Below are 13,393 nucleotides of genomic sequence, written 5' to 3' on the forward strand. Positions count from 1 at the left end.
TGACAAACCGGTTGGGCAGGATTATAAGGAAACTATAAACACCTAAATTGGTTTCCATGGTATTGGATAAACGCGATGACACAACCAAGTGAAAACGACACGCGGGAGCGGCTCGTGGCCGTCGCCAGCCGGATTTTCATGGACCGCGGCTTTGCCCGCGTTACCATGGCCGACCTGGCGCGCGAACTGCACATGAGCAAGAAGACCATCTATCGGCTCTTCCCCTCCAAGGACGACCTGGTGCGGGCCGTCTATTACCGGAAGACCGACCGCATCCACGCCCTGTTCCGCGAGACCGTGGCGGCGGGCACCGATTTCACGGAAAAGATCCATTGGCTGTGGATCAATGCGGGCAAGGAACTGACGGAGATCGGCGCCCGGTTTCACGAAGACCTGCGCATCTTCAACCCGTCCCTGGCGGCCGAGCTGGAGCGATTTCGCCGGGACGAGATCAACCGCAACTTTGAAATGTTCATCGAGAACGGCATCCGGCTTGGCGCGCTGCGCAGTGATATCAACAAGGAGCTTTTGGTCCAGATCTACATCAGCGCCATCATGGGGGTCATCAACAACCGTGTGCTGGCGGCATCCCCGGTCACGACCGACCAGGCCTTCCGCACCATTTTGGATGTCATGTTCGACGGGATCCTGAGCGATGGGGCACGCCCCCATTATCGGCGCCTGTTCGGCAGCAGCGTATAGCAGAGGAGATTTGCAGCATGCAGACCGATATCGTCACAGAAGTGCTGGTCCTTTTTCTGATCATGGCGGCCGGCTACTACGCCCGCCGCAGGAAGTTCATCGATGCCGGCACCAACCGGGGCATCACCGAACTGATTCTCAACGTGACCCTCCCCCTGATGGTGGTCGTTTCCTTTACCTTCGATTTCAACCGGGAGATGCTCTCCACCGCCATGAAACTCCTCATGGTCTCCTTTGGCCTGCACATAGCCCTCTATTTCGTCAGCGGCCTGTTTTTCCGGCGCCATCCCCAGGAAACGCGCAGCGTGCTGCGCTTCATGACCATCTTCTCCAACTGCGCCTTCATGGGGTATCCGGTGCTGCAAAGCCTCTACGGCAAGATCGGCATCTTCTACGCCTCCATCTTCGGCGTGCCGTTCACCATCGCCCTCTGGAGTCTGGGAGTGATGCTGTTCACCGGGGAAAAAGGGCCCCAGGCGCTCAAAAAGGCGCTTATCAACCCCGGGGTCCTGGCGGTTGCCGCCGGACTGATCATCTTCATCGGCTCCATCAAGCTCCCCGCACCCCTGCTCAAGGCCTGTGAGCTGATCGGTTCGACCACGACGCCCCTGTCCATGATCGTCGTCGGCGCAACCCTGGCCGATACACGCCTGCGCGACCTTTTCTCCGGTCTGGCGATCTACTACGGCAGCGCGATGCGCCTGTTGATCGTGCCGCTTTTGGTCCTTCTGGTCCTGTCGCTTCTGGGAATCAAGGGGATGGTCCTGGGGATCTGCGTCGTCAGCATGGCCATGCCTGCGGCGGCCAACACCGCCATGTTCGCCGAGAAATTCGACGGCGACACCCAACTGGCGTCGCGCTGCATCTTCCTGTCCACGGCGCTTTCGCTTTTGACCATTCCGTTCGTGATCGCCATACTCCACGCCGCACTGGGAGAAAAGACCTTCAGCCTGCATTTGTGGTGAGATGGGCGCGCCGGGCGGCAGCGCCCCTGGGGGATGGAGAAGGCGGGGTGAATGCTGTTTCCCGGCCGCGGGGCGGCGCGGCCGGGAGGAATTATACCCGGAACCTGCTGGCCATGGTTTTCAGTTCAAGCGCCGAACTTGCCAGCCCGGATGCCGACTGGTCGGTTTCCCTGGTGCCGCAGGAAACCGTGTCGATGACGTCGCTGATCGCCCGGATGTTATTTCTGACGCTGGCGGTGGTGGCCGACTGTTCCTCGATTGCGGTGGCAATCTGGGCAACGTTGTCGGTCAGGACCTCGATGTGGGACTTGATATCGGATATGGCCCGGCTGGAAAGCTGGACCCCCTGCTCGCCGTTCTTGACGCTCCGCGAACTCTGCCCCATGGAATCCACGACGTTCTTCACATCGTTCTGCAATACGGCAATGATCTTCTGAATCTCCTGCGTTGCCGTCGTCGTGCGCACCGCCAGGCTTCTGACCTCATCCGCCACCACGGCGAACCCGCGTCCCTGTTCTCCGGCGCGGGCCGCCTCGATGGCCGCGTTCAACGCCAGCAGATTGGTCTGGTCCGCAATATCCTCGATGGTTCCCACGATCTCGCCGATCTGGTGGGAATTGTTCCCCAGCGATTCCACCGCCAGGGTCGTGTCGCTCACCAGCGAACCGATCTCCGCCATCATCCGGGACATGGCGTCGATGGTGCGTTCGCCCTCCCTGGTGGATTCCTTCGTTTCCGTCGCCTTGCCGGACATCACCTGGCAGTTGCGGGCAATATCAGAACTGACCGATGTCAGGTCTTCAACCGCGTGCACCACCGAAGCCGACTGCCCCACCGCCTGTTCGGCGCCGGCCGCCATCCCCTCGGAGGTGCGGCGCAGATCGCCGGCCGCCCTGGTCAACCCCTCCGACGTGGCTTGAATGGCGGCAATCATGGAACGCATGTTCCGTTGCAACTCGCCGATGGTCTTGATGATGAGGCTGATCTCGTTATTGCGCTTGGCGGCGATATTCTGGGACAGGTCGCCGCCTGCCATGGTTTGCAGATAGGCGATGACCCGGTCGATGGAGGTCCCGATGCCCAGGATGTTCAGCATGCCGAAGAACGCGCCCAGAACGATGAAGAGACCCAACGCGCCCCAGCGCACCGACCAGGAATCGGAACGGGCCAGAACGGTCAATGCGATCATGCAGATACTGTAGCAAAAACAGAGGAGGGCGATCCGCATCTTGATGGAGAGGCGGAAATAGTATTCCTGAAGCGCACTCATGGACGTCGTCTCTCTCCCGGTGTGTAGAATCCGTTTATGTTTACACGAAAGTCGAGCTGTTTTCAATAATAATTACAATATGTTAAAAAAAATTCATACAATCGTGTGTCAAGAATGTGCCACCGGGATATGAAGCGGGATTCTGCAGGAGGCGGCGGCCGGAGCGGCCGGAAGAAAGAGTTATGACCGGCTGCTCCCGAGGTAGCCGAAATGCCTGCTGAACAGTTCGATCCCTTCGCGGCGCGGTATGAGGTGGATGTGGGCGTGCAGGATGGATTGGCCGGCGACCGGACCGCAGTTCACGCCGATGTTGAACCCCTGCACGGTGGAGTCGTAGCGCATGATCTGTTCCCTGAGCGCAAGCAGCATCTGTTGCGCATCGAAACGTTCCTCATCGGTCATGGAAAAGTAGTCGAGGGTATGGCGGCGGGGAATGACGAGCAGGTGCCCCTGGGTGACCGGATAGAGGTCTTCGACGGCAAAGACCGTCCCTTGCTCCATCAGGATGCGGTGGGATATTTCATCGGAACAGAACGGGCATTTTTTGGCGAATCCCAGCATGCTTCCCCCGGCCGCTCCGGTCAAATATCCAGGATCTCGCGGACCCTGGTCAGAAGTTCCTGCTGCTTCAGCGGTTTCTGCAACACATTCACCCCGGCTGCCGGCAGTCCGTTGCGCAGGAGATCATCGCTCGCGTAGCCGCTGATGAAAATGGCCTTGATGTCCGCCCGCGACTCCCTGATTTTCTGATACGCATGCCATCCGCCCATCTTCGGCATGACCACGTCCATGAGCAGCAGGTCCACTTTGCCGGCGTGCATGTGGAACTTGGCAACGGCATCCTCCCCGTCCTCCGCCGAAATAACGGCATAGCCGTGCTGGGCCAGTATGCTCGAAACCAGCGCCCGCACCAGGGCATCGTCCTCGGCCACCAGAACGCCCCCGGAACCTGCCGGACGGTCGTCAGAAGCGGCATCCGCACCGTGGTCATCGTCCCCAGAAAGAAAACTGTCCCGGGCAAGGGGCAGGAATACGAAGAAGCTCGTGCCGACCCCTTCCCTGCTCGATACGGTGAGATAGCCGTTGTGCTGTTTTACGATGCCATGCACGATCGAGAGTCCCAGGCCGGTCCCCCTGCCGACCTCCTTGGTGGTGAAGAACGGCTCGAAAATCCTCGTCAGGGTGTGCCGTCCGATCCCCGAGCCGGTATCGGTGACGGAAAGCAGGGCATGCTGCCCGGCAGGGCCGTAACCGTGGGCGGCGACGAAATCGTTGTCCAGCTCCGTCTTTGCCACCTTGACACTGATGCGGCCGCCGTTGGGCATGACATCCCGGGCATTGGCCGCAAGGTTCATGATCACCTGCTCGATGTTGCTGCTGTCGGCAAGTATGTAACATTTGCCGACGTCATACTCGGTTTCGAGCACGATATCCTCGCCGATGATCTGGCGCAAGAAATCTTCCATGTTCCTGACGATGCCGACCAGGTCCACCAGGCGGGGGTTCAGGATCTGCTTTCGACTGAATGCGAGCAGGGAGCCGGTCAGTTGCACGCCCCGGTTGGCCGCGGAAAGGATGCTGTCCAACCGGTCAAGGGCGGTGTCCGGGTCCCGGGGATTATTTTTGAGCATGGTGGCGTAGCCGATGATCACGGTCAGCAGGTTGCTGAAATCATGGGCGACACCGCCGGCAATCTGCCCCATGGCATCCATTTTCTGGGAATGGCGCAACTGCTCTTCAAGGGATTTTCTGCCGTTGATGTCCTCCATGATGGCGATGCAGTTGGTGGCGCCGGCGTCCTGGACGCTGACCGGGAAGATGGTGACGTATTCCCAGAACCCGCCCCCGTCCCTGCCTCTGCTGCACCATTCGCCATGCCAGGCCGTGCCGGACACCACCGTCTGCCACACATCCCGGAAGTTGCTGCCCGGGTCCGCGCTGGCCTTCAATTCGAACAGCTTCCTGCCGATGACCTCGTCCTCGGAAGCCTTCATCATCTCGATGAATTTGGGATTGGCAAACTCGATGACGCCGTCCATGTCCATGATGATGACCGAAACCGGGCACTGCCGGATGGCCGCCGACATCTTGAAGAGCAGCTTTTCCGCCCGGAGGCGCTCGTCCAGTTCGCGGCGGAGTTGTTCATTGGCCTCGGCCAACTGCTGTTCGCGCACATCGAGACGGCTCTGGGCCCGGCTGAGCGCCCGATAGGGGAAGATGCGGAACGCCAGGAAAACGAGCACGCCGAAGAGTGCCGAGCCGACGGCGACCCATGCCGTTTCGACCAGCAAACGGCGGCTGTTTTCGAACTGCGCCGCCACCGCCTCCGAGGAGGCACGGCCAAGGAGAGCGGCCTGCGTCTCCATGCCGCCGTGCAGGTATCCGGAGGAGGCGACGAAATAACCGGCGGGTATCAGCAGGGCGATGGCCACGGCTACGATCCCGGCAAACAGGGTGGTGACCCGGCGTATGTCCAGGTCTCCCCGGTTCACGGCACGCCTTTTCCGCCGGCCGCGGCAACGGCGCGGATGAACATCCTGCGGATCCCGGCTTTCACCATGCCGCCACTCTCCCCCCGGCCGTTTCCGTCGTTCCCGTTTTCGAGGCTGGTACATTCCATAACGGAAATATCATTAATTTTCATGACAATGTCAATGCCTTGGTCAGGGGGCGCGGCCGAAAGCGGCACCAGCGCGCCTGCCGTGCCCCGTTTCCGCCGCCCTCATGCGGCAAAAGCCGCCCTCGTCCGGAAAAGCGGCTTTTGCGCGGCCGTGGATTCGGACCGGACATTCAGGGGCAATGCACCTTGAGCACGATCTTGCCCCGCGTATGGCCGCCCTGGCTCAGCTCCTGGGCGCGCCGCGCCTCGGCAAGAGGCACCACCGCCTCCACCATGACCCGGAGCTTTCCCGCATCCACCAACGTGGCGATCCCTGACAACTCCGTCGCATCGGGCTGGATGAAGACGAATTCCGGACGCACCCCGTGGGCCGCCGCCTCCTCCCGGGACGGGGGGGCAACGATGGAGACCAGGACGCCCCCCCGCTTCACCACCTCCCAGGAGCGGGCCTGGGTCTCTCCGCCTATGGTATCGAACACCACGTCCACGTCCCGCACCTTGTCTTCAAAACGCACGTTCTGATAGGCAATGACCTCGTCGGCGCCCAATCCGCGCAGATAGTCGTGGTTGCGTTCGGAAGCGGTGGCGATGACGCGGGCCCCCTTCCATTTGGCCAACTGCACGGCATAGGTGCCCACCCCTCCCGCCGCCCCATGGATGAGTATGGTCTGCCCGGCCGAAAGCTTGGCGGCGGCGAAAAGCGATTTGCATGCCGTCAGAGCGGCGAGGGGGATGGCGGCGGCGTGCAGGTGGTCGATGGATTGGGGCTTGAACGCCGCCTCGTTTTCCCTGATGACGATGAACTCGGCATACGCCCCGTCCCGCGTGATGTCCGGGCGGCTGAACACTTCGTCCCCCACCTTGAAGCGGACCACCTCCGGACCCACCGCCTCGACCGTCCCGGACACGTCCCACCCCATGATCAACGGCAGGCGGCTGCCGAGCATCTCCTTGAGGTGCCCCTCGCGGATCTTCCAGTCCACGGGGTTGACCGCCGCGGCATGGACGCGGACCAGGATCTCGTCCTTTCCCGGTTGCGGCAGCGGCGCGTCTTCATACACGAGCATCTCGGGACCGCCGTATGCGTGAATGCGTACCGCTTTCATGGTCTCCATGTCTCATCTCCCCTCAAAAAGTCGATTTCAGGCTGCTGCGGCCTCATGCGGCAATGATGCCGCACAGATACAGCGTAGAATATTTGGCGTGCGTGTCAAGGCGCGGGCTCCGTTTGCGCTCTCGCTGCACTTTGTCTTTAGTAAAATAAACTTGACATATTGATCAATAAACTATACTGCTTGTACCCAAGCATACTGCACAGGAGAGAACCCCATATGGCCAAGAATCTCCCACAACTGGTCATCGTCAACCGCATGAACGTCCTGCGGGCCGAATATCGCCTGACCCAGGAACAGCTTGCCCAAGGCGTGGGGGTGACCCGGGCGACCATCGTGGCGATCGAGGGCGGCGGCTACAACCCGTCCCTGGAACTGGCGTTTCGCCTCGCCCGCTACTTCAAGACCGATATCAACGCAATCTTTTCCGTCGAGGAGGGACAACAATGAACCGAGTGGATGCCATCCTGATCCGTATTTTCACCCGCGGACTGCCGATAATCGTCTGTTTCGGCCTCTTTTCATACGCATACAACACGGGCGCCGTCGATCACGCGGCCCCGCCGGTTCGATTCTTCAATAATGCCGCCGGGTTCGCCTACGGCTTCGGGATGCTGCTCTGTGTCGTGCTGAGCATCCGGCTGATGTGCTCCGAACCGTTCAGGGACCGGGTGCTGGCCAGGCTCACCTTCATCCGGGAGCGGGACGAGCGGGAAGCCCTCCTGACCGGCAAAGCCACCCGGACGACCTTTCTGACCTCGCTGGCCATTCTCATCTTCCTCTTTTGTCTGTCCTGCTTTCAGGTCTCCGTCTACCGGGTTGCCCCAGAACGGGCCGTTGACGGCAAAACCGGCGTCGTCTCGCTGGGGCTTGCCTGCAACCTGCTGAATGCGCCCAAAGCAGCCGGGACACCCGATAGCGCGCCGCGGAGCCGGGATATCTTCACCTACACCGGCCTGCCGGTCTCCAGCACCGCGGTAATCCTGGGGCTCATCATCTGGCAGGTGCTGTCCTACAACTATCTGATGCGCCGGCTGGCCCAAGCGCCGCCGCAAAAAGCACCGTAAACCGTAGCGGAACGGTACGGCTTGCCAACGAAAACAGGGGGGACGATGTTCCGTCCCCCCCGGGAAACTGCTGCGGTATCATGGGGCCCTTTGCGCCGGCTGCGGGCGCCTCACCTCCCCTGTTTGAAAATCTCCGAGAAAAAGAGCTTCATGGCCTCCCACGACCGTTTGTCGGCCTTTTCGTTGTAGGCGGCACCTTTGCTGTTGTCGTTGCCGGCATCCGGGTTGGTGAAGCTGTGCACCGCATTGGCGTAGCTGATGAACTGCCAGTCCACCTTGGCGGCGCGCAGTTCCTGCTGGAAAGCGGCCACTTCATCCGCCTTGACGAAGGGGTCGTCGGCGCCGTGCAGCGCCAGGACCCTGGCCTTGATGTTCACGGCATCCCCGGGGGTGGGCGTGGCAAGACCGCCGTGGAAGCTGGCGACGCCCCTCAGGTCGGCGCCGTCGCGGGCCAGCTCCAGCACGGTCGTGCCGCCGAAACAATAACCGATGGCGGCCAGGCGTTTTGGATCGACCTGGTTCTGGCCTTTCAGGACCTCAAGCCCCGCCCTGGCGCGGGCGCGCATCAATGAGCGGTCATCCTTGTAGATGGCGGCCACCTTGGCGGCCTCGGCGGGGGTCGCGGGGCGCACCCCCTTGCCGTAGATGTCGGCCGCAAAGGCCACATACCCCAGTTTCGCCAGCATCTCGGCCCGTTTCTTCGCGTAGGGGCCAAGCCCGGTCCATTCATGCACCACCAGCACCCCGGGGCGTTTGCCGATCCTGGCGTCGTCCCACGCCAGATACCCTTCCAGCACCGTATCGCCCTGTTTGTATTCCACGACCTTGGTCCTGACGGCCGCCTCTGCCGAGACGGCCCACCAGACGAGGGCCGCTGCAACCATGACAAGTCTCAACATGGCATCCTCCTTGACTGCTTCGTTTCCCGATACTACTTGTTTATTATATACCCCCCTGCCGCGGCGCGGTCAATTGCCCCATCTTGACAACCGGTCCGGCCATGCAGTAAGGTGCTGGCGTCTTAGTGTCCCTGACGACCAGCGCGACAGAAATCCCGACAAACGCCCCGCGTCATGATACCGATACCGGACTGATCGCCATGTATGAGTGGTCGCGCAAAAAACTGAAGCGAATGGTTGTGGCGGTCATGGGCATAACGGTCCTGGTCATCGGCATTGCCATGATCATTCTGCCCGGGCCGGCCATCGTCGTCATCCCGGCGGCGTTGGCCATCCTCGCCACCGAGTTCGCCTGGGCCCGCAGGCTGCTCCACCGTGTACGGGAGCGGATGGAGCGCGCCGCAAACAACCGCAAAAACGACCAGCAACCAAAGCCATGAAGCAAACATCACCATACCTGCCGGAGTAGTACCATGATGCACCCCCCCGAGGTCCAGGCGGCGAAAAACAGGGCCGCGGCCCTGTCCATAGCCTCCAATACCATACTGATCGTACTGAAGCTGAGCGTCGGCATCATGATGTCGTCGGTCAGCGTCATCTCCGAAGCCGTACACTCCGGCATCGACCTTTTGGCCGCCATCATCGCCTGGTTTTCTGTCCGGGAATCGGGCAAACCTGCCGACGACCACCACCGCTTCGGCCACGGCAAGATCGAGAACGTGGCCGGGACCGTCGAGGCCGTCCTGATCTTCGGCGCTGCCTGCTCCATCGTCTGGGAGGCGGTGCACAAGCTGAAAACCGGCACCGCGGCAATCGAAAACCTGGGCGCGGGCGCCGCGGTGATGGCCCTGTCCGCCCTGGCGAACTACCTGGTATCCCGGCACCTGCTGAACGTGGCGGCCAGGACCGATTCGGTGGCGCTTGAAGCCGATGCCCTGCACCTGAGGACCGATGTGTATACCTCGGTGGGCGTACTGGGGGGGCTGATCGCCATCAAGCTCACCGGCATCACCATCCTTGACCCGATTTTCGCCATCGGTGTGGCGCTTTTGATCGTGAAAGCCGCCTGGGATCTCACCAGGACCGCCTTCTTCCACATTCTGGACGTGAAGCTGCCCGACGACGAGGAAGCCCGGATTCATGACGTGATGGACCGCTACAAATACCGCTTCATCGAATACCACAAGCTGCGCACCCGCAAGTCCGGCCATATCCGCCACATCGACATGCATCTGGTGGTGCCGAAACAGATGACCGTCGAGGCCGGGCACACGCTGAGCCACCAGATCACGGCGGACATCGAGCAGTGCCTGCCCTACAGCCATATCCTGGTGCATATCGAGCCCTGCCCCGGCGGGTGCGAACGATGCGCCGCAGCCTGTCCGAAGGTCGGGATGGCATGATGTCCCAATCGCCCCTTGTGCACGCTGTTCCTGCATGAGGCGTTTCCTGCCCGCCTTTTTCCCCGCCGACAACAAAAATGGGGGCTGGCCCCCACGGCGGCCAGCCCCCATTCAATTTTCAACAACGCCGCACGGCACCCCGTGCCGGGATCAGCACGGCAGGGTCGGCAGCTCTAGACCGGCCATCTTCTGCACCATGCGGACCACCTGGCGGCTGTAGCCGAATTCGTTGTCGTACCACACGTAGAGGACGCAACGGTTGCCCTCGGCGATGGTGGCCAGGGAGTCCACCACCCCGGCATGACGGGAGCCCACAAAGTCGCTGGAAACCACTTCCGGGGAGTTGGTGTAGTCGATCTGGTTCTGCAATGGCGAATCCAGCGAGATGCCCCGCAGGTAGTCGTTGATCTCCGCGACGGTGACCTGTTGCCTAAGCTCCAGGTTGAGGATGGCCAGGGAGACGTTGGGGGTCGGCACCCGAATGGCGTTGCCGGTCAGTTTGCCGGCCAGTTCGGGGATGACCTTTGCCACGGCCTTGGCCGCGCCGGTCTCGGTGATGACCATGTTGAGCGGTGCGCTGCGGCCGCGGCGCGAGGCCTTGTGGTAGTTGTCGATGAGGTTCTGGTCGTTGGTGTAGGAGTGGCAGGTCTCCATGTGGCCGTGCACGATGCCGAAGCGGTCGTTGACGGCCTTCATGACCGGAACGATGGCGTTGGTGGTGCAACTGGCGGCGGAGAACACCCGCTCCTGGGGGGTGATCAGTTCGTTGTTGACCCCGGCCACCACGTTGGGGATGTCCCCCTTGCCCGGGGCGGTGAGGATGACCTTTTCGATGCCGGGGCAGGCGAGATGGCGGGACAACCCTTCCCGGTCGCGCCACTTGCCGGTGTTGTCGATCAGGATGGCGTTGTTGATGCCGTACTGGGTGTAGTCCACCGCTTCGGGCGCGTCGGAATAGATGATGCGGATCATGTTGCCGTTGGCGATGATGGCGTTCTCTTCCTCATCCACGGTGATGATGCCGTTGAACTGGCCGTGGATTGAATCGCGGCGCAGCAGGCTGGCGCGCTTGGTCAGGTCGTCGGCCCCTCCCTTGCGCACCACGGCCGCCCGCAGGCGCAGCTTTTCGCCGCTGCCGGCCTTGTCGATCAGGATGCGGGCCAACAGCCGGCCGATGCGGCCGAAGCCGTAGAGCACGATATCCCGCGGTTCGGCCAGGAGCGAGGTCCTGCCGGTGTTGATGGCGGCAAGTTCCGTGGCCACAAAGGCGTCCACCGGCATGCCCGAGGCGCGAAAACGCACGGTGAGCTTGCCCAGGTCGATGCGGGCCGGGGCCAGGTCGAGTTTGGCGATGGCCTCCAGCACCGGCTCGGTATCCAGCACCGTCAGTTCGCCATCCAGGGTGAGCCGGGCAAAGCGGTGGGCCTTGAGCAGGTCGATGGCCGTACCGTGCACCAGGGAGCGGCCGTAGACGGTCAGCACGATGTTGTGTTCACGGTAAAGCCGGCCGATGACCGGCAGCATGCCTTCGGCAACGGCTTCCTGCCGCTGCCATTCCTTGAGATGGATTTCGGGTTTTTGTCGATTCATGGGGTACGCACCTTTGCTGGTTGAAATTAGGATGCAGAAAAAACGCCCGAACACGTCCGGGAACGACCATTTTACGATATCAGGCGTTCCGCCTCAAGTATTTCCTCGCAGCGCAATCCCTGCCCGCCCCGACAGCAGGTCCAATTTCTCGTCACGATTCATGGCCTTGATCCGGGCCTCCCGGCTGGCGGCAGACGAGCGGCTGTGGTTGTGTTCCTGATAGACCACCCGTACCGGTCGTCTCCCCCGAAAATACTTGGCGCCCTGCCCCAGCGCATGCTGGCGGAAGCGCCGTTCCACATCCGTGGTGATCCCGGTATAGAGCGAGCCGTCGGAGCAGAGGATGATGTAAACGTGCCATTCCACGAGGCTTGCGGATGAACAAACGGCGTCAGACAAAGAGCGGCACGCTGGAGCCCAGGCCATGGACGACGCTGGTGAAGGCGTCCCGGTTGTCCAGTTTCTCCCGCCCGAAGCGTTCGGCGAAAAGAGACTGGATACGGGGAATCCGCGAGGTGCCGCCGGTCAGGAAGACCGTGTCCATCCGGTCCGGCGTCAGCCCGGAGCGGGCCACGACCGCATCGATGCAGTCCGCAATCTGCTGGATATTTTCGGCATTGATCGTCTCGAACTCCTCCTTGCCGATCTCCTCGTCGATGGAGAGGTTGCGCTCCCGGAAGCTGATCAGGGCCTGTTCCCGGTCGGAAAGCTCGCACTTGGCCTTTTCAATGGCCTGAAACAGGAAAAAGCCGTAATTGTCGCCGATGATGTTCTCCAGGTGCTCGATGGCCTGGCGGTCATCGGTGGTGCCCTTGATCACCCGGATATGCTCCCTGGTCTTGCGCGACCGCAAAAGCGGGATGCGGTGCCACTGGCAGAGGGTGTAGACGATGCTCTTGGGGACATTGACCCACTCGTCCTTGCCCATGGTCTTGTAGCGGGCATGGCGTCCGAAATGGTGCGCCACCTTGTCCCACATGATCTGGGAATCGAACTTGTCCCCGGCCACGTAGACCCCCCCCAGGGAGAGCACGTCGCTGCGCCGGTCGGAGCGGGCAAAGGCGCCTCCCCTGACGCGGATCACCGAGAAGTCCGAGGTGCCGCCGCCGAAATCGCCGATGAACACGATCCGTTCCTGCCCGGCCTGCAACGTCTCTTCGAAGGCCAGGGCCGCCGCCACCGGCTCGTACTGGAACCAGATGTTCCTGAAGCCGGCCTTGCGGGCGGCTCGTTCAAGACGCTCTTCGGCCACGGCGTCCTTTGCCGGGTCTGCGGAAAACACCACCGGCCGCCCCAGCACCACACTCTCCACGGGGCAGCCCACATGCGCCTCGCCCCGGGCCTTGATCTTCCTGAGGATGATCGCCACCAGGTCATCGATGGCGTAGCGCCTGCCGAACACCTCGGTGCTGTCGAAACTGGTGTTGGGCAGGAAGGTCTTGATCGACTGCATGAAGCGCCCGCTGGCCCCGTCGCCCACATACTGGCGGATGGCCTCCCGGCCGGCATAGATCTCGTGTTCCTCGTTGAAATAGAGCACCGAGCGCATCAGTTCCCCGCTGCGGTCGTCGGTGCCATCCACGGCAACCACCTCTACCGAGCCGTTCCGGTAAACCGAAAGCGCCGAATTGGTGGTGCCAAAGTCGATGCCGAAGACAATCTGCACGTGATAAACCCCTTACCGTCAAACATACCCCCACCCGAACCGCCGGGGGGTACGCACATTACGCCATCGGCTTTTCAGCTTCAAGCAATTTCAGGATGA

General features: G+C 61.7%; 15 protein-coding genes. 6 read left to right on the forward strand and 9 right to left on the reverse strand.

Going from position 1 to position 13,393, the window contains the following annotated elements:
* Nucleotides 1-75 precede the first annotated feature (75 nt).
* Both FO488_RS09010 and FO488_RS09015 read left to right on the forward strand, forming a co-directional pair.
* On the forward strand, nucleotides 76-702 hold the full coding sequence (locus FO488_RS09010; protein ID WP_149210256.1) for a TetR/AcrR family transcriptional regulator: 627 nt from the start codon (nucleotides 76-78) through the stop codon (nucleotides 700-702).
* A gap of 17 nt (nucleotides 703-719) precedes the next feature.
* Entirely contained in the window at nucleotides 720-1,667 is a 948-nt protein-coding gene (locus FO488_RS09015) for an AEC family transporter (protein WP_149210257.1), read from the forward strand.
* Between the two features lie 91 nt (nucleotides 1,668-1,758).
* Here FO488_RS09015 and FO488_RS09020 read toward each other — a convergent pair whose 3' ends face one another.
* The 5 genes from FO488_RS09020 to FO488_RS09035 form a co-directional block, all read right to left on the reverse strand.
* Nucleotides 1,759-2,937, reverse strand: coding sequence for a methyl-accepting chemotaxis protein (locus FO488_RS09020; protein WP_149210258.1), 1,179 nt, complete (start codon nucleotides 2,935-2,937; stop codon nucleotides 1,759-1,761).
* Between the two features lie 180 nt (nucleotides 2,938-3,117).
* Nucleotides 3,118-3,498 (reverse strand): HIT family protein, encoded by a 381-nt coding sequence (locus FO488_RS09025; protein WP_149212129.1) that lies wholly within the window; start codon nucleotides 3,496-3,498, stop codon nucleotides 3,118-3,120.
* 20 nt (nucleotides 3,499-3,518) lie between these two features.
* On the reverse strand, nucleotides 3,519-5,429 hold the full coding sequence (locus tag FO488_RS09030) for a PAS domain-containing sensor histidine kinase (protein ID WP_168205955.1): 1,911 nt from the start codon (nucleotides 5,427-5,429) through the stop codon (nucleotides 3,519-3,521).
* Nucleotides 5,426-5,557, reverse strand: coding sequence for a hypothetical protein (locus FO488_RS20350; RefSeq protein ID WP_255516550.1), 132 nt, complete (start codon nucleotides 5,555-5,557; stop codon nucleotides 5,426-5,428). Before FO488_RS20350 ends, FO488_RS09030 begins: the two co-directional genes overlap by 4 nt.
* A 170-nt stretch (nucleotides 5,558-5,727) precedes the next feature.
* Nucleotides 5,728-6,672, reverse strand: coding sequence for an NADP-dependent oxidoreductase (locus FO488_RS09035; protein ID WP_240732230.1), 945 nt, complete (start codon nucleotides 6,670-6,672; stop codon nucleotides 5,728-5,730).
* A 216-nt stretch (nucleotides 6,673-6,888) separates the two neighbouring features.
* On the opposite strand from FO488_RS09035, the gene FO488_RS09040 reads away from it, so the two are divergent.
* A complete protein-coding gene (locus FO488_RS09040) occupies nucleotides 6,889-7,119 on the forward strand; it encodes a helix-turn-helix transcriptional regulator (RefSeq protein WP_205743389.1) in 231 nt (76 codons plus the stop codon).
* Nucleotides 7,116-7,736: a hypothetical protein gene (locus FO488_RS09045; RefSeq protein ID WP_149210260.1), complete on the forward strand. Its 621-nt coding sequence runs from the start codon at nucleotides 7,116-7,118 to the stop codon at nucleotides 7,734-7,736. The genes FO488_RS09040 and FO488_RS09045 overlap by 4 nt, the downstream gene beginning before the upstream one ends.
* Before the next feature lie 110 nt (nucleotides 7,737-7,846).
* Here FO488_RS09045 and FO488_RS09050 read toward each other — a convergent pair whose 3' ends face one another.
* Entirely contained in the window at nucleotides 7,847-8,635 is a 789-nt protein-coding gene (locus FO488_RS09050; RefSeq protein WP_149210261.1) for a dienelactone hydrolase family protein, read from the reverse strand.
* Nucleotides 8,636-8,760: 125 nt separating this feature from the next.
* On the opposite strand from FO488_RS09050, the gene FO488_RS09055 reads away from it, so the two are divergent.
* Together FO488_RS09055 and FO488_RS09060 are read left to right on the forward strand one after the other, a co-directional pair.
* Nucleotides 8,761-9,075 carry a PGPGW domain-containing protein gene (locus FO488_RS09055; protein ID WP_240732231.1) on the forward strand — a complete coding sequence of 105 codons (315 nt, stop codon included), beginning with the start codon at nucleotides 8,761-8,763 and terminating at the stop codon, nucleotides 9,073-9,075.
* A gap of 33 nt (nucleotides 9,076-9,108) precedes the next feature.
* Entirely contained in the window at nucleotides 9,109-10,038 is a 930-nt protein-coding gene (locus FO488_RS09060) for a cation diffusion facilitator family transporter (protein WP_240732232.1), read from the forward strand.
* Nucleotides 10,039-10,188: 150 nt separating this feature from the next.
* Here the strand turns inward: FO488_RS09060 and FO488_RS09065 are convergent, their stop codons facing one another.
* From FO488_RS09065 to FO488_RS09075, 3 genes are all read right to left on the reverse strand, one after another.
* Nucleotides 10,189-11,628 carry a glyceraldehyde-3-phosphate dehydrogenase gene (locus FO488_RS09065; RefSeq protein WP_149210262.1) on the reverse strand — a complete coding sequence of 480 codons (1,440 nt, stop codon included), beginning with the start codon at nucleotides 11,626-11,628 and terminating at the stop codon, nucleotides 10,189-10,191.
* A gap of 93 nt (nucleotides 11,629-11,721) precedes the next feature.
* Nucleotides 11,722-11,994 (reverse strand): GIY-YIG nuclease family protein, encoded by a 273-nt coding sequence (locus tag FO488_RS09070; RefSeq protein ID WP_149210263.1) that lies wholly within the window; start codon nucleotides 11,992-11,994, stop codon nucleotides 11,722-11,724.
* 25 nt (nucleotides 11,995-12,019) lie between these two features.
* A complete protein-coding gene (locus tag FO488_RS09075; RefSeq protein ID WP_149210264.1) occupies nucleotides 12,020-13,294 on the reverse strand; it encodes an Hsp70 family protein in 1,275 nt (424 codons plus the stop codon).
* Nucleotides 13,295-13,393: the final 99 nt, after the last annotated feature.

The sequence above is a fragment of the Geobacter sp. FeAm09 genome (assembly GCF_008330225.1).
Lineage (GTDB): Bacteria > Desulfobacterota > Desulfuromonadia > Geobacterales > Pseudopelobacteraceae > Oryzomonas.